The organism is Natrinema sp. HArc-T2, from assembly GCF_041821085.1.
GTDB lineage: Archaea > Halobacteriota > Halobacteria > Halobacteriales > Natrialbaceae > Natrinema.
Genome location: NZ_JBGUAZ010000005.1, coordinates 37279 through 51446, shown reverse-complemented (window position 1 = coordinate 51446; position 14168 = coordinate 37279). Strand labels below are relative to the sequence as shown.

General features: G+C 63.8%; 14 protein-coding genes. 8 read left to right on the top strand and 6 right to left on the bottom strand.

Annotated features, from left to right (window positions below; genetic code table 11):
• Positions 1–509 precede the first annotated feature (509 nt).
• Complete coding sequence (locus ACERI1_RS12945) at positions 510–881, bottom strand: thioredoxin family protein (protein WP_373618610.1); 372 nt, start codon at positions 879–881, stop codon at positions 510–512.
• A 173-nt stretch (positions 882–1054) separates the two neighbouring features.
• On the opposite strand from ACERI1_RS12945, the gene ACERI1_RS12940 reads away from it, so the two are divergent.
• The gene (locus ACERI1_RS12940; protein ID WP_373618609.1) at positions 1055–1756 is read left to right on the top strand and encodes a DUF2270 domain-containing protein; all 702 of its coding nucleotides are present in this window, start codon (positions 1055–1057) and stop codon (positions 1754–1756) included.
• Between the two features lie 10 nt (positions 1757–1766).
• Here ACERI1_RS12940 and ACERI1_RS12935 read toward each other — a convergent pair whose 3' ends face one another.
• Positions 1767–2249, bottom strand: a complete 483-nt coding sequence (locus ACERI1_RS12935; RefSeq protein WP_373618608.1) for a hypothetical protein — start codon at positions 2247–2249, stop codon at positions 1767–1769.
• Positions 2246–2794, bottom strand: coding sequence for a hypothetical protein (locus tag ACERI1_RS12930; protein WP_373618606.1), 549 nt, complete (start codon positions 2792–2794; stop codon positions 2246–2248). The genes ACERI1_RS12935 and ACERI1_RS12930 overlap by 4 nt, the downstream gene beginning before the upstream one ends.
• A gap of 118 nt (positions 2795–2912) precedes the next feature.
• Between ACERI1_RS12930 and ACERI1_RS12925 the strand changes: the two genes are divergently transcribed.
• A complete protein-coding gene (locus tag ACERI1_RS12925; protein ID WP_373618605.1) occupies positions 2913–4805 on the top strand; it encodes a polysaccharide deacetylase in 1893 nt (630 codons plus the stop codon).
• 150 nt (positions 4806–4955) lie between these two features.
• On the top strand, positions 4956–5681 hold the full coding sequence (locus tag ACERI1_RS12920) for a DsbA family protein (protein ID WP_373618604.1): 726 nt from the start codon (positions 4956–4958) through the stop codon (positions 5679–5681).
• Positions 5682–5825: 144 nt separating this feature from the next.
• Here the strand turns inward: ACERI1_RS12920 and ACERI1_RS12915 are convergent, their stop codons facing one another.
• Positions 5826–7508: a multicopper oxidase family protein gene (locus ACERI1_RS12915; RefSeq protein WP_373618602.1), complete on the bottom strand. Its 1683-nt coding sequence runs from the start codon at positions 7506–7508 to the stop codon at positions 5826–5828.
• A 322-nt stretch (positions 7509–7830) separates the two neighbouring features.
• Positions 7831–8508 carry a helix-turn-helix domain-containing protein gene (locus ACERI1_RS12910; RefSeq protein WP_373618601.1) on the bottom strand — a complete coding sequence of 226 codons (678 nt, stop codon included), beginning with the start codon at positions 8506–8508 and terminating at the stop codon, positions 7831–7833.
• Between the two features lie 144 nt (positions 8509–8652).
• On the opposite strand from ACERI1_RS12910, the gene ACERI1_RS12905 reads away from it, so the two are divergent.
• The 4 genes from ACERI1_RS12905 (at position 8653) to ACERI1_RS12890 (ending at position 12421) form a co-directional block, all read left to right on the top strand.
• Complete coding sequence (locus ACERI1_RS12905) at positions 8653–9921, top strand: hypothetical protein (protein WP_373618600.1); 1269 nt, start codon at positions 8653–8655, stop codon at positions 9919–9921.
• Positions 9922–10081: 160 nt separating this feature from the next.
• On the top strand, positions 10082–10732 hold the full coding sequence (locus tag ACERI1_RS12900) for a class I SAM-dependent methyltransferase (protein ID WP_373618598.1): 651 nt from the start codon (positions 10082–10084) through the stop codon (positions 10730–10732).
• Positions 10733–11027: 295 nt separating this feature from the next.
• Positions 11028–11384: a thioredoxin gene (gene trxA / locus ACERI1_RS12895; protein ID WP_373618597.1), complete on the top strand. Its 357-nt coding sequence runs from the start codon at positions 11028–11030 to the stop codon at positions 11382–11384.
• A complete protein-coding gene (locus ACERI1_RS12890; protein ID WP_373618596.1) occupies positions 11381–12421 on the top strand; it encodes an NAD(P)/FAD-dependent oxidoreductase in 1041 nt (346 codons plus the stop codon). The genes trxA and ACERI1_RS12890 overlap by 4 nt, the downstream gene beginning before the upstream one ends.
• Positions 12422–12477: 56 nt before the next feature.
• Here the strand turns inward: ACERI1_RS12890 and ACERI1_RS12885 are convergent, their stop codons facing one another.
• The gene (locus ACERI1_RS12885) at positions 12478–12942 is read right to left on the bottom strand and encodes a MaoC family dehydratase (protein ID WP_373618595.1); all 465 of its coding nucleotides are present in this window, start codon (positions 12940–12942) and stop codon (positions 12478–12480) included.
• Between the two features lie 103 nt (positions 12943–13045).
• Here ACERI1_RS12885 and ACERI1_RS12880 point away from each other — a divergent pair, with 103 nt between their 5' ends.
• On the top strand, positions 13046–13975 hold the full coding sequence (locus tag ACERI1_RS12880; protein WP_373618594.1) for an NAD-dependent epimerase/dehydratase family protein: 930 nt from the start codon (positions 13046–13048) through the stop codon (positions 13973–13975).
• The last annotated feature ends 193 nt before the right edge of the window (positions 13976–14168 follow it).

Genomic DNA, 14168 nt, shown 5'->3' with positions numbered 1-14168 from the left:
CGCTGCACAGCAGACAACATTCTATGGAAGTGCAATGGGACTAGCTTTCGCAGCTGGGCTGACAATATTATCCTTTATCATATATAGTCTCCTTCTCCTGTGGATAACGTTCACTCGAAGAGAGTCTCATCCCCGAGCAGTATTTGCTTTCACAGCACTAGGATCAGTCCTTCTCATGTGGCCGTACATCTCGATGCTACTGAATTTTGAGTTTGCTCCATTTCTTCTAGGGGCACCTGGCGTGATACTCGCCACAATCTATCTCGTTTTCACTTATGTGAAATCGAGATTCGGAGACTAGACATTTGATGTAGGTGAGGGGTTTTTCGTGGATTCTCTATATTCAGCACGCAGTTTCTGCAATCTCTCCGATAGATCGCTCGTCGCTCCGTTATCTACTCCGCCTGTACTTACCGTTGATGGGTAGTCACAGGGTGGGTGTGCGAGCCATTCTATGACGCCCCCAGTATTGTGCTAGATGAGAACAACGAAAGCCAACATAACTCCGTTTACTCCGCCGCGTGCGTCTCGAGCAGCTCGACGACCGTCTCCGCGCTCTGGAACCCATCGTCGAGACGCGCGACCTCCTCGCCGTCTCGCAGGACGACGAGCGTCGGCACGCTCCGAATACTGTATTCGTCGGCGACCTCCGGAACGAGGCCGGCGTTTACCGTCGCGACGGCACCCGGCGCGCTGCGAGCGACCGCGCCGAGCACCGGTTCCATCGACGCACAGATCCCACAGCCGGACGTGACGAACTCGAGCAACACGAGGTCGTGTGCCGCGAGCAACTCGTCGTAGTCGGCAGCACTGTCCAGCTGGACGGGTTTCTGGGGGCCGCTTCCATCGCCGATCGGATCCGAAGGCGCTGTTTCAGTCATTACCGAAACAACGGGTCACCAGCACTTGAGTGTTTTGTACACTCCATACAATATTGGAGTGGCCAAACCGTGGTCATCGTTCGGGTTGTCCGTGCTAGGTTCGCTCGATATCTGTGTGTGGCCGCGTCCGACCGGCGTTATTTCTCGTCGGCCGTTGAACGAGTGAGAGACTGATGACCGATACCACCGACGACGAGTCCACGCAGGCCGAACCGGGACGAGAGGCCGGTCAGGATCTCTCGGAGTTGAACACGGTTCTCGGCCACGCCTATCGCGGTGAAATCTCCCGGGAGACGACCTGGCGTTCGCGGCTCGACCAGACGACGACGTGGAGCGTCACGGTGATGGCCGCGATTCTTACGTGGGCGTTCTCGAGTCCCGACAACCCTCACTACATCGTCCTCATTGGCGTACTTGCCATCGGTATGTTCCTCCTGATCGAGGCGCGGCGGTATCGTGACTACGACGTCTACCGGGCTCGCGTGCGACTCCTCCAGCAGAACTTCCTCGCGACGACGCTGGACCCGTCCCAACGCGGCGAACACGGCGACTGGCGAACCGAACTCGGCGACGACTACCGGCGACCGACGCTGAAGATCACGCTACTCGAGGCGATCGCGAACCGGCTGCGGCGCATCTACTTCGCACTGTTGACCGTGCTCTGTCTCGCGTGGCTCTTTCGCGTCACCGCCTTCGCGCCGGGCGAGAGCCTTCCCGATGCCGCGGCCATCGCGTCCGTCCCTGGCGCCGTCGTCGTAGGGCTCGTCGGAACGTTTTACGCCGGCGTTCTCGTGCTCGCGTTCTGGCCACGCGAGCGCGAGGCGAAAGAGGAGTTTCGCGAGACCGAAGCCGGCGACTGGAAGGAGTCCGAGTGAGCGCCGGCGATCACGTGGCGCAGGTCGGACACGTGCGTTTGTGTCGGGTGTAGATCAGCCCCGCCAGCAGCGCCACGGAGACGGCGCCGAGCAGCGGCCGAAGCGGATCGAAGTAGGTCATGAGCGCGGACGAACTGAACAGCGCGAGCAGGAAGACGTTACAGATCGGACAGCCGACGGCCAGAAAGCCACCGACCAGCCCACCCATCGCCCACCGATCCTCGCTGCTCGTGTCCCCGTCTTCGCCCTCGAGTCCAGACTGGGGAACGTCGGTCGCCACCCGCTGTGCGGTGTAGACGCCCGCCAGTAGCGCGGTCAGCGTCAGAAACAGGTAATCGATTGGCGTCCGCGGGACCATCCGGACGTACAGCGGGTTCGGGATGTGGCCGGTGACGAGTCCGAACAGCGCGAAGACGCCGATCCCGGCTGCGATCCCCCAGGCGATCGCTCGCCGATCCGAGCGGATCGATCGGACGAACCGGCGTCCCGTCATTGCGTCGCCTCCGTGGTGAACGTACATCGTTCGGGATGGCCTGCCCGTCCCAGGAAGAACAGCAACAGCGCGAGGCCGCCGACGCGAAGCAGTGCGCCGTCGTACGGGAGCGCTGCCAACCCGCCGGCAAATCCGAGAAAGCCGAGAAGCCCAGCGCCGCAACTCGCACAGCCCGACGCGAGGAGTCCCGGCACCACGGCGGAGAGATCGGTGAGACTCGAGAGGCCGACGAGCCGCAGTTGCGCGACGGCGTTGACGACTGCGACGCCCGAGAGCAGGGCATAGAGGACGATAACCCCGAGCCCGGTCCAGCCGTCGGTCCGGTAGACCGTCTCCGTAAGCGAGACGACGACGTACTCGAACCAGTGGAGGCCGTCGCCGAGCATCTGAAGCGAGAATTCGGGCATCGTGCTCAGGATCAACAACACGTACGTCGCGACCGTCACGAGTACCAGCCCGATCGTTCCCCGCCACGTCTCGAAGGGGTACGAGACCGCTTCGGAGAGGTTCGTCAGGTATCCCCTGATCGAATCGCGCGGTAACATTTAGATGAACCGATGCAGTGATGGTTGAAATGTCCGACTCCGATTTGCTGAGTCAGCAAATCTCTGTCCCCGTTTATCCACACAATAATGACGGTCCCGACGCGGCACCGCCTGGGTAATGGTATCCGAACGCGATTCGGACGACGGCTCGTCTCGCCGACGACTACTGGCCTCACTCGGTGCTGGCGCTGTCTCGACGACGCTCGCGGGCTGTGCGGATGTACTTCCAGACGGCGTCGCCGGCGGGGACGAAACTAGTTCCGTCAAGGGCGACATGGCCACCGGTCCCACGAACTGGCCTGCCATCGAGACCGGCGAGGTCCTCTCCGACTTCGAGACGCTCGAGGAGTGGACCGCCCGAACCGGCGAACTCTCGGCCGACCCCGACGAGGCGCGGCTCGGATCACAGGCGGCGGTCGTCGAGAGCGACGAGGGAACGGCCGGCATGGAGCTCCGCTTCCCGGACGGACTCGATCTCGAAGGCTGGGACGTCTCGGTGGCGGTCAAGCCGGAGTCCGCCAATCGTATCATCGTCGAGTTCCTCGCACCGACGCGGCGCGAGCGCCTCTCGAGCATTCGCGTGGTGCCGGATGGGTACGACGGCTGGTTCCGAATGGACTGTGGCTATCAGCAAAAACCCGGTGACGATCCGGATCTCTCGAACGTCACCGGTATCAACATCATCGCGGACGGGCCCGAGGGTGGGCCGAGCAAACTGCTGGTCGACGACCTTCGGCGAACCGAATCGGCAAGCAACGGCGCGGTGGTCCTCGCGTTCCACGGCGGCCACGACTCGCACTACGAGATCGCCGCCGAGATGCTCGCGGAGCGCGACTGGAACGCGGCGGTTCCGGTCACCCCCGACCAGATCGGTGACAGCGGTCGCATGGGTCTCGATGAACTCCGCGACCTCAGCGAGCGCGGGTGGGACATCTGTTCGCTCCCGTCAGTGTCGACGCCCCTTCCGGACCAGCCCGCAGACCGGCAGCGATCGGTCCTCGAGACCGCTCGCGACGCGCTCGCGAGCGACGGCTTCGAGGACGGGGCGCGCCACCTGTTCGTTCCCGACGGGCGAATGGATTCGACGACCTACGACGTCGCCAGGGACGTCCACGAGTCGACGTTCCTCTACAGCGCCGGGACGACCAGCGTGCCACCGACCGAGATGCACATGATTCCGTTCATCTGGGGGCCCGCGCTTCACACCGGCGTTCGCCGCCACCTCAACATCTCCGACCAGTACGATCTGCTCACCGTGTTGCGGATTCCGCGACTCGTCGACGCGGAAGACGTAGGCGTCAACGAGAACAGGATGTCGCTCGACGACTTCGGCCTGTTGCTCGATCACATCGAACACCGCGGCCTCGACGTCGTCACACCCTCCGATCTCGTCGACGGGACGCTGGACCTCGACAGCGACGAACCGCCAGTCGGAACGCGACCGAGCGGGACCGTTCTCAAGGCGGGTCAGTCTCACACGTTCGAGGGAACCGGCTCGGGCGAGTCGCCGACGTTCGAGCTCGACGACGGCGTCGTCGTCGCGACCGTCTCCCACGACGGTGGAGAGATCGCTGTCGACGTGACGAAACCCGGCAGTCTCGGACGGAACGAGAATCTGCTGACCACGTCCGGGAACGCGACCGGCGAATCGATCATGGCCGTCGACGACGACACCTACAGGCTCGAGGTCGACGCCGACGGCGCGTGGTCGATCGACCTCTCTCAGCCCGCGGTCGATGCGGACGACCTCGAGGACCTCCCCGTCGAGGCGTCCGGCACGGGCGCGGCGTTCGTCGGCCCGCTGTGGACGGATCGTGACGTCAGAGTCGTCGCGACACACGACGGCGACGGGACGTTCATCGTCGACGGCTACGGTGCAGACGGCAGTCGTGAGGTCCTCGTCCATCGTACCGGTGAGTTCTCGAACTCGCGGTCGTACAAGGCCGGCGGCCCCGTCTGGCTCAACGTCGAGGCAGACGGCGATTGGACGCTCGAGATCGTCGACTCGTAACCCGTTAGCGCCGACTCGAGGGCCACCACCATCGCCCGTCCGCCGTCGCCGTGGCTCTGATCGCGACCGCGGACGACGCCCGATTTGCTGGCTCAGCAAATCGCCGATTCCATTAGGGTTCGACGGTGAGAACGGACGCGAGTACAATCCATGTCGCTCGATCAGCCGTCCCGTCGCGCTCTCGTGACCGGTCTCGTGGGCGCTCTCGGCGGGGGTGCCTATTTTCTCACCCGCTCCGGTGACACCGCGACGCAGGAACAGGTCTCGTCGTTTCACTCGAGCGACGAGACGTCGGCGTTCGGCATCGACCTCACCGGGAAGCCGATCATGGGCTCGCCCGACGCCCCGATCCAGATCTACTACTGGACGGACTTCCAGTGTCCGTTCTGTGAGCAGTTCGAACGGGAGACGCTTCCCGAGCTCGTGCCCGAATACGTCGAGTCCGGCGACGTTCGCATCGTGTTCATTTCGCTGCCGTACTTCGGCGAGGACTCGATGACCGCCGCGGTCGCCAGCAAGTGCGTGTGGGACCAGGTCCGCGACGCCGAGCCGTCGGCGTACTGGAACTGGCACACGGCGATCTTCGAGGAACAAGGCGAGAAGAATTCGGGATGGGCCTCGAGCGAGAACCTCCTCGAGTACACCCGTTCGGTCGACGGCGTCGATGCCGATGCGCTCGAGACCTGTCTCGACGAGCGTCGATCGACGCTCGAAACCCAGGTCAACGCGGATGCCGAGAAAGCGCGATCACTCGGAGTTTCGGGAACGCCGACGTTCGCTATCGTCAATCGCGAGGCTGGCGCGACCGAAACGCTCGTCGGTGCCCAGCCGAAAACGCGGTTCGACGAGGCGATCGAGCGGGTTCAAAACGAGTGATACGGACCCCTGTCAGTGGGTCCGTCTGAGCCGTGTCGTCGAGCGGACCGCGTTTTTCCACTCGAGCAGGGCATCCCCGAGGACAGTCGCCCACTCGCAGTGAGCGGAACGGTCGAGGTGGGAACGTCAAGGGGTGGATGTATCTCACTCGTATTCGAAAACGCGTGCCATTCCACGCTCCAAGTGATAGACGTTGTGGCAGTGAAACAGCCAGTCGCCAGGGTTGTCAGCCAGGAACTCGAACGTAACCGCTCCACCGTGGGGCGGCACGAGGACGGTGTCCTTGACGGCGTCGCCGACCTGAAAGAAGTGGCCGTGAAGGTGCATCGGGTGGATCGCTGGGCTGCGGTTCAGCATCCGTACCCGGACGTGCTCCCCCTCACTGATCGCGATCGGATCAGCGTCCGGATACGCCTGCCCATCGATGGTCCACGCGCCGGGCGCTTGCATCATCCCACCCGAAAGAGTGACGTCGATCGTTCGATCCGGCGTGCCGCCGAGGTCGAGTGGCTCGAGCGCCTCGAGATCGCTGTACCCCAGTCGCTGCCCGTCGAATTGCGGGCGGTCGATCGAATCGGTGTCAGTCGCGCCATCGGACCGCAGTATCGCTTCCGCGGGTTGCTCGTCCCCGACGACGGGGGTCGCGACGATGGCCCACTCGCCAGGTGAGTCTGCCTCGACGAGTACGTCGTAGCGTTCGCCCATACTGATGTCGAGGGAATCGACTGTGACCGGTTCGACCGGTCGTCCGTCGGCGTGCGTGACGGTCAGCGAGTGCCCGCCAACGGCGACGCGGTACGTCGTGGCGCCGCTGGGGTTGATAAGCCGCAATCGGACGCGCTCGCCAGCTTCGACGTCGAACACTGGTGGATCAGAGGGAAGGCGTCCGTTGATGACGAGTCCCTCGTACGGGGGACGTTGCACTTGTTGCCCTTGCAGTGGGCTGCGACCGCCCAGCCTTCTGATTTCGTTCCGTCTGCTGGGACCGCCACCCGGTCCACTGCTGGGCCCGCCACCCGGTCCACCACCGGGACTGCCTCCAGGACCATCACCTGGTCCGCCGCCGGGACCGCCACCTGATCCACCTCCTCCACTACCAGGGCCGCCATCGCCGGGTCCACCGCCACCCGGGACACCTCCGTCGTTAGGACCGCTGGGCTCACTATCGCCGCCAGGACCATCACCGAGACCTCCGTCGCCGGGGCCACCACCGTCGTCAGTCCCTCCTCCGGGCGGTGCTTCGATCGAATCGAGCGTGGGACTCCCCGAGAGGTAGTCGTCGATCAGCAGCGTGTACTCCCGGTCGTACTCGACGTGGGGAGACTCCTCCTCGACGATCAGTGGCCCGTTGAGTGCCCTGTCGAGTTGCAACCCGACGTGACTGTGATAGACGTACGTGCCTGCCGGCGATGCCTCGAACTCGTAGGTAAACGTCTCGCCCGACGGGATAGGATCCTGCGTGACGTTCGGGACGCCGTCCATCGGGTTCGGGACGGGAACGCCGTGCCAGTGCACGGTCGTCCCCTCGGGCAACTGGTTCTCGACCGAAACGCGCAGCGTCTCCCCTTCGCTTACGCGGAGTTCCGGGCCGGGAAACTGGTCGTCGTACAGCCAGGCCTCGCCGCCCTCGTCCAGCGCTCCCTCGAGCTGCCCCTCCGCGGCGACGAGGGTAACGTCCCGGATGCCTGCATCGCCGTCCTGTCGGGCCTGCGCGATCGACTCTTCGATCGCGGTTCCGCTCCGACTCCCTGTGAGTGCCAGCAGCATCGTGGCACCGCCGACGCGTAACATATCGCGTCGTCCGACATTTCGTTTGGGACTGACCATCATGGCCTCTCCCACGGCCACGAACAAAAAAGAGAGGTGAAAGGCATCAGGGTCGTTGAGTCTCCAAATCCAGTTATCTGCCGTACGAATGATGCAGGGATGAGCACTCCCCTCACAGTCTCGTACCGGCACGCGACCCACATGCACATCGACACGGAATACACGACGGCGAGGGGAACTGTGAGACTCGGCTGATTCCGTCCAGAACGGCCTTCCCTGAACCGGGTCGAAATCGATACCGGTAGCCGAAATCACTCCGATGGGGACGGCGTCGACGACGTGTCTGCGAGTGCATCGGTCGCTCTGGCCTCGGGTCCCACGCTCACCTCGTGTCAGTGTCTGTCGCCAGCTGCGCTCGAGCGTCGCCGGTGTGTTCGTCGGCGAACCACCTGATAACGCTCCCCTCCGCACGGTGAAGGGTTTCGCTACACGTCGCTTTCGAGATGTCGAGGTCGCTCGCGACGTCGGTGAGCGTCGCTTCACGCGGCGTCGCGTAGTAGCCGCGCTCGAGCGCCGCCAGCAGTACTTCCCGTTGTCGCTCGGTCAAGATGTCGTCGGCACGGGTGTGGCCGATCTCGTGAACGTACTCGAGGGTGTACTCGATGCCGAGCTCGTCGAGCAATCGACCGAACTCGGAAAACCGGGACGATGCTGCGGTTACCGTCCACGTCGCCTCGCCGTTTCTGACGGTAAACGGCATCTCGATGGGGATGCCGGACTGTAAGACCGGCTGGAGGATCGAGGGACTGGTCGTTTCGACGTGGAGCAACGCACTCGACTCCCCTTTCCAGAGGAGATCGAAGTCGACGACGTCCGCTCGATCGGCCATGTCGGTGATCACCGGGAGCGGATCCGCCATCTGTAACTCGATGAGCGCGATTCCCGTCCGTTCGCCGGCCAGTGCCGAGACGACCTTGAACGTCGTCTGGGGATGGGACTGGGACACGTCGTTGATCCACATCGTTTCGGGGATCGAGATCGCGAGCTTCGCTCGAGGCACGTGACTGACTCTGTGGGACAGTACCGTTCCTTTGACCCCTAATATGTTCGGTTACGCCTGATTTGTTCGGGTACTCCTCGTGTGTTCGGCTCAACCGATACCTGCATTGCGTGGCTACGATCACGGAGAGACACAGTGTCATCGATGCAAACGCGCACGAATCCGTTCATCGTCATGGCCGGACTGTACCTGACGGTCGGCTTGGCCGCTGTCGTGGGGACCCTCGCCGTCGAGTCCGGCCTCATCGAATCGCTGCCCCGCCTTCGGTGGGTGCTGATCCACCTCGTGACGATCGGCGGGCTGACCCAGGCCGTTTTCGGCGTGTTGCCGTCGCTGGTGACCGCGACCGACGCGTCGGCGCGACGACCGGCCGGCAGCCGCCGGTGGCTGCAGTGGCTCGCGTTGAACGCCGGCTATCCGTTGCTCCTCTTCGGGATGGCGACCGGCGCGACGGTCGTCGCAGTCACCGGTGGGACGATCGTCCTCGGTGCGCTCGGACTCCTGCTCTCGACCGTCTTTCAGACGACTGGACGGACTACTGATCGCAGAATCAGTCGATACTACCGACTCGCACCGTGGTTTCTCGTCGTCGGGATTCTCGCGGCGTTCGGGATGTTACTCGGAATCCACGGGCCCGGCGGCTACTTCGGCTCGCTCGAGGCCCACGTTCATGCGAACGTCTGGGGCTTTCTGGCGCTGATCGTCGCCGGGGCCTTGTTTACGCTCCTGCCAGCACTGCTCGAGGAGGAGCTTCGGTATCCCCGACTTGTCTCGGTCACGTTCTGGGGGCTGACGATCGGCGTCGTCGGCCTCGTCGCGGGCCCGTGGCTCGGACGCCACGAGTTGACGATTCTCGGACTCGGTAGCTACGTTGTCGGGACAGGCGCACTGCTGGCGAACGTCGTCGGCACGTACCGCAGCAGTGATCGCAGCCACACCCGGCGCATCGCGCTCGTTCTCGGAGCGTACCTGTGGCTCGCCTTCCCCGTGCCCTGGGCACCGTTCGTCTTGCTGTTTCCGGATGCCGTCCCTGCCGGCGCGATCGAGATTGCAGCCATCAACGGCCTGATCTTCGGCTGGATGCTTCAGCTCGCGATGGCGTTTCTCCCCGTTGTGGCGGCAGCGTTCGCGCGACCCGTTGCGGACCGCGGCGTCGTCGAAGCGGTGACGGCAGTCGCTGCCGAGCACCCGCAGCCGTCCTGGATTCAGGTGGGAAGCGTGAACCTCGGCATGCTCGCACTCTGGCTGACGCCGGTTCCCTTCCTCGGCGGACTCACAGCGAGCACGACGCTCGCGGGGTTCGCGCTGATCGCCGTCGCGTGGGCGCTGTTCATGGTCTCACTCTGGCGGTCGATCGCATCACCGACGAGCGAGGGCGCGAAACGGCGCGGCGCAACACGCGATGCGGCGTAGCCGCCTATACTGACACGCGCGCTCGAGAGCACGAACGTCGCACTCACGATGTCGGGTCCGAACGAACTCGTTATATTTCAGGTTTTGTTCAATACTGCCTCTGCGAGGGACGAACTGCCAGACACCAAGCCTTTGTCCGGGCGTGACAAACGGCAGCGCGATGGTCACGCGTCGAACGGTCCGATCGCTCGCCCTCGCGGGTGTCCTCGCCGCTCTCGCCGGCGTCGCGTACGCGCTCCGCTGGCGGCGAAACCCGTCGCCGTGTCCGTACTCCCAGCGCGTCTGGATCGATCTTCCCCGACCAGTCATCTCTCGCTCGAGGTTGTGCGAGGTCCTCGAGCCACAGCCCGGGGAACGGATCCTCGAACTCGGGCCGGGAACCGGCTACTACACGGGCGCAGTCGCGGGGGCGGTCGCGCCGAGCGGAGCGGTCCATGCCGTCGACGTCCAGCGGCCAATGGTTACGGATCTCCGATCGCGCCTGCGCGAGCGCGGTCACGACGCCGTCGCGCCGGTTCGTGGCGACGGTCAGGCGCTTCCGTACCCGGATGACAGCTTCGATGCCGCCTATCTGGTCCTCGTACTCGGCGAAATCCCTGATCAGGAGCGGACGCTCGCCGAACTCGAGCGGGTGCTGAAACCCGGCGGTCGGCTCGTCGTCGGCGAGTCGCTTCCGGATCCGCATTTCGTCACGCGCGAGACGCTTCGGGCGCGTCTCGAGCGAGCAGGATTCCGATTCGAAGACGATGTCGGGATGTGTGGCAGCTACTTCGCACGGGCGTCCGTCCCGCCGTCGACAACTGCCGACTGAGACGGCTCGCTATCACGCTGTCCCGGTAGGACTGCCGGGCGATCGCGAGTTTGCCGGCACGCACCGACAGAAGTCCGTCTGACTGCGCCTCGATCCCGTGATCGGCGCGCTCGGTCGTTGGCAATTCGTGCACAATCGAACAAGGTCCTCTTCGGATTGTGTGACTTAAACGGCGCTAAAACCACTCTATACTCCTTGAAGCTCTATATTCGCTCTACCGGAACAACAGCCACAATTCCTGTATTGCACAAGATATGCAAAACCTTTAAACATAGCCAGTGCGTACGAAGTCGTGATGGCAACTGATGCACCTAGCGGCTCCGGACAGTCCCTCGACGAACCACTCCACGTCGAAAGCGAAGACCACTTCGAAGAGGTCACCAGCGCCTACGACGTCGTGCTCGTCGACTTTTACGCCGACTGGTGTGGGCCCTGTAAGATGCTCGAGCCGGTCCTCGAAGGACTGGCCAGCGAGACCGACGCCGTAATCGCGAAGGTCGACGTCGATCAGCACCAGCAACTCGCCGGCTCGTTCGGCGTCCGCGGTGTCCCGACGCTCGTGTTCTTCTCGGACGGCGAACAGGTCGAACAGCAAACCGGCGTCTTGCCGGCTGAGCGACTCCGCAGCATGATCGAAGGCTATACTGAATGAGCGAGGCCATGACTGACACCGTCCACGACGTAATCGTTGTCGGCTCCGGCGTTTCCGGCCTCTCGGCGGCCGTCTACGCCGCACGAGCCGACCTCGAGCCGCTGGTCCTCGAAGGCCCCGAGCCGGGCGGCCAGCTGACGCTGACGACCGACGTCGAGAACTACCTGGGCTTTCCCGAAGGAATCGGCGGCATGGAACTGATCCAGAACGGCAAAGAGCAGGCCAAACGCTTCGGTGCTGAGTTCACCCACGGCACCGTCGAGCGCGCGACGCTCGAGGAGCGCCCGTTCGAACTCGAACTCTCGAACGGCGACGTCCTCCGGACGCGCGCGCTGATCGTCGCCAGTGGCGCGAGCGCCCGCTGGGTCGGCGCGGAAAACGAGGACGACCTCATGGGCTATGGCCTCTCGACGTGTGCCACCTGTGACGGCGCGTTCCACCGCGGCGACGACGTCCTCGTGATCGGCGGCGGCGACAGCGCGATGGAAGAGGCGCTCTTCCTCGCGAAGTTCGCCGAGAGCGTCACCATCGTCCACCGCCGCGACGAACTCCGCGCCTCCGAGATCATGGCCGACCGTGCCCGCGAACACGAGGACATCGAATTCCGCTGGAACACGGAACTCGAGGCCCTCCACGGCTCGCAAGAAGAAGGCGTCACCGGCGCGACGCTGATTTCCCACCCTGACGGCCACCCCACGGAGAAGGCCGACAACGGGATCGACGTCGACCGGGAGACCGTCGACATCGGCGGCGTCTTCTACGGGATCGGCCACACGCCCAACACCGAGTTCCTCGAGGGAACCGACGTCGAACGCGACGACAGTGGGTATATCCAGACCGAATCGGACGACGAAGGTCGGGCAACGACCCACACAGCCGTCGACGGCGTCTTCGCCGCCGGTGACGTGGCCGACTCGCGCTACCGGCAGGCGATCACCGCCGCCGGCACCGGCAGCATGGCGGCTCTCGACGCCGAGGACTACCTCGAGACGCTCGAGCACGAAGAGACCGCGCCGGCGATGGCGCCGGAACAGTAAGCGCCGACGATCGCGCTCGCAATCAGAGGCACGCTGACGTTTACCCACCACACTATTCACTGACTGCTCTCGTCGTCTCCCGAATCCCTGCGCGCGACCATCTCCAGGCCGATCCAGGAGATGACGACCTCGTCGTTTTGGTTGATCCCCTCGAGTTTGGTATCGACGTAGCCACGGGTGGGGTCGCTCTCGGAGACGCGTTTCTCGAGGACTTCGGTCCGAATCGAGAGCGTATCGCCCGGTGTCACGGGCTGGTGCCACCGGAGTTCGTCGACGCCGCGAGCCCCCATCCCGGCTCGATCCTGCAGTGGACCGTCGACGAGCAGCCGCATGCAGATCGATGCGGTGTGCCAGCCTGATGCGATCAGTTGGCCGAACGCCGAGTCCTCGGCGGTTGCCTCGTCGGTGTGAAACGGTTGGGGGTCGTACTGCTCGGCGAACTCGAGGAGTTCGTCTTTCGTCAGGTGGTACTCGCCGAATTCGTCGGTGTCGCCGATTTCGATGTCCTCGTAGTAGCGCATTATGATGCCATCTGGGTCGTATCGGCAAGAGCCTGTGGACCGAGGCAGGAGGCGCTGCTGGGACTTCCAAACATCTATGCGATGCCGGCGTGGTCGTTTCGGTATGACACTCGAGGGACACGCCGTCCTCGTTACCGGTGGGGCGGGCTTTATCGGATCGAACCTGGCGAACCACCTCGCCGAGGACAACGACGTCACTGTCGCCGACGACTGTTATCTGGGCACGCCGGAAAACCTCACAGACGACGTCGAGTTCGTCGACGCGAGCGTCTTGGACGATGACCTGCCAACGGATGTCGACGTCGTGTTCCACCTTGCGGCGTTGTCGTCGTACGCGATGCACGAGGACGACCCGACGACGGGTGCCAGAGTCAACGTCGAAGGCTTCGTCAACGTGGTCGAACAGGCCCGCCAGGACGGCTGCGAGACGGTCGTCTACGCCTCGACGTCGTCGATCTACGGTAGCCGAACGGAGCCATCGCCGGAAGACATGGACGTCAGTGTCAACACCGGCTACGAGGCCTCGAAACTTGCACGCGAGCGCTACGGCGAGTACTTTTCAAATCACTACGACATGTCGATGGCCGGGATGCGCTTTTTTTCGGTGTATCAGGGCTACGGTGGGGCCGAAGAACACAAAGGCGAGTACGCCAACGTGATCGCGCAGTTCGCCGACGACATCGCCAACGGCGAGGCACCGGTGCTGTACGGCGACGGCACCCAGACGCGCGATTTCACGCACGTCTCCGACATCGTCCGCGGGCTCGAGCAGGCTGCAACGAACGAGCTCGATGGCATCTACAACCTGGGAACCGGCGAGGCCTACGATTTCAACACCGTCGTCGAGATGATCAACGACGAACTCGACACCGCCATCGAACCGGAGTACGTCGAGAACCCCATTCCCGAGTCGGTGTACGTCCACGATACCTGCGCCGACGCCTCGAAGATCCGTGAGGAAACCGGCTGGGTGCCACAGATTGACTTCGAGGAAGGCATTCGGCGGGTCTGTGCGCAGTATACCGACGATTGACCGCACCTGTCGGGTTCAGCTCGGTGCTGAAGCCTCGGGGCACGTTCCTTCACCTCATAGCGGACATTCCGGTCTGTGCGATTCTCATTGGGAGTGGTCCGGGGGGAAGGGGGGAACGTCGGGACGTCCATCAGGGAACGTCACCGGTGACTACTGCCGCCACAGCTATAGCAACAACTGAAACGAGTTACAC

Bases quoted from the DNA above. Each gene is read 5' to 3' on its own strand.
- ACERI1_RS12945 (WP_373618610.1), bottom strand. From the start codon at position 881: ATGACTGAAACAGCGCCTTCGGATCCGATCGGCGATGGAAGCGGCCCC.
- ACERI1_RS12940 (WP_373618609.1), top strand. From the start codon at position 1,055: ATGACCGATACCACCGACGACGAGTCCACGCAGGCCGAACCGGGACGA.
- ACERI1_RS12935 (WP_373618608.1), bottom strand. From the start codon at position 2,249: ATGACGGGACGCCGGTTCGTCCGATCGATCCGCTCGGATCGGCGAGCG.
- ACERI1_RS12930 (WP_373618606.1), bottom strand. From the start codon at position 2,794: ATGTTACCGCGCGATTCGATCAGGGGATACCTGACGAACCTCTCCGAA.
- ACERI1_RS12925 (WP_373618605.1), top strand. From the start codon at position 2,913: ATGGTATCCGAACGCGATTCGGACGACGGCTCGTCTCGCCGACGACTA.
- ACERI1_RS12920 (WP_373618604.1), top strand. From the start codon at position 4,956: ATGTCGCTCGATCAGCCGTCCCGTCGCGCTCTCGTGACCGGTCTCGTG.
- ACERI1_RS12915 (WP_373618602.1), bottom strand. From the start codon at position 7,508: ATGGTCAGTCCCAAACGAAATGTCGGACGACGCGATATGTTACGCGTC.
- ACERI1_RS12905 (WP_373618600.1), top strand. From the start codon at position 8,653: ATGCAAACGCGCACGAATCCGTTCATCGTCATGGCCGGACTGTACCTG.
- ACERI1_RS12900 (WP_373618598.1), top strand. From the start codon at position 10,082: ATGGTCACGCGTCGAACGGTCCGATCGCTCGCCCTCGCGGGTGTCCTC.
- trxA (WP_373618597.1), top strand. From the start codon at position 11,028: ATGGCAACTGATGCACCTAGCGGCTCCGGACAGTCCCTCGACGAACCA.
- ACERI1_RS12890 (WP_373618596.1), top strand. From the start codon at position 11,381: ATGAGCGAGGCCATGACTGACACCGTCCACGACGTAATCGTTGTCGGC.
- ACERI1_RS12885 (WP_373618595.1), bottom strand. From the start codon at position 12,942: ATGCGCTACTACGAGGACATCGAAATCGGCGACACCGACGAATTCGGC.
- ACERI1_RS12880 (WP_373618594.1), top strand. From the start codon at position 13,046: ATGACACTCGAGGGACACGCCGTCCTCGTTACCGGTGGGGCGGGCTTT.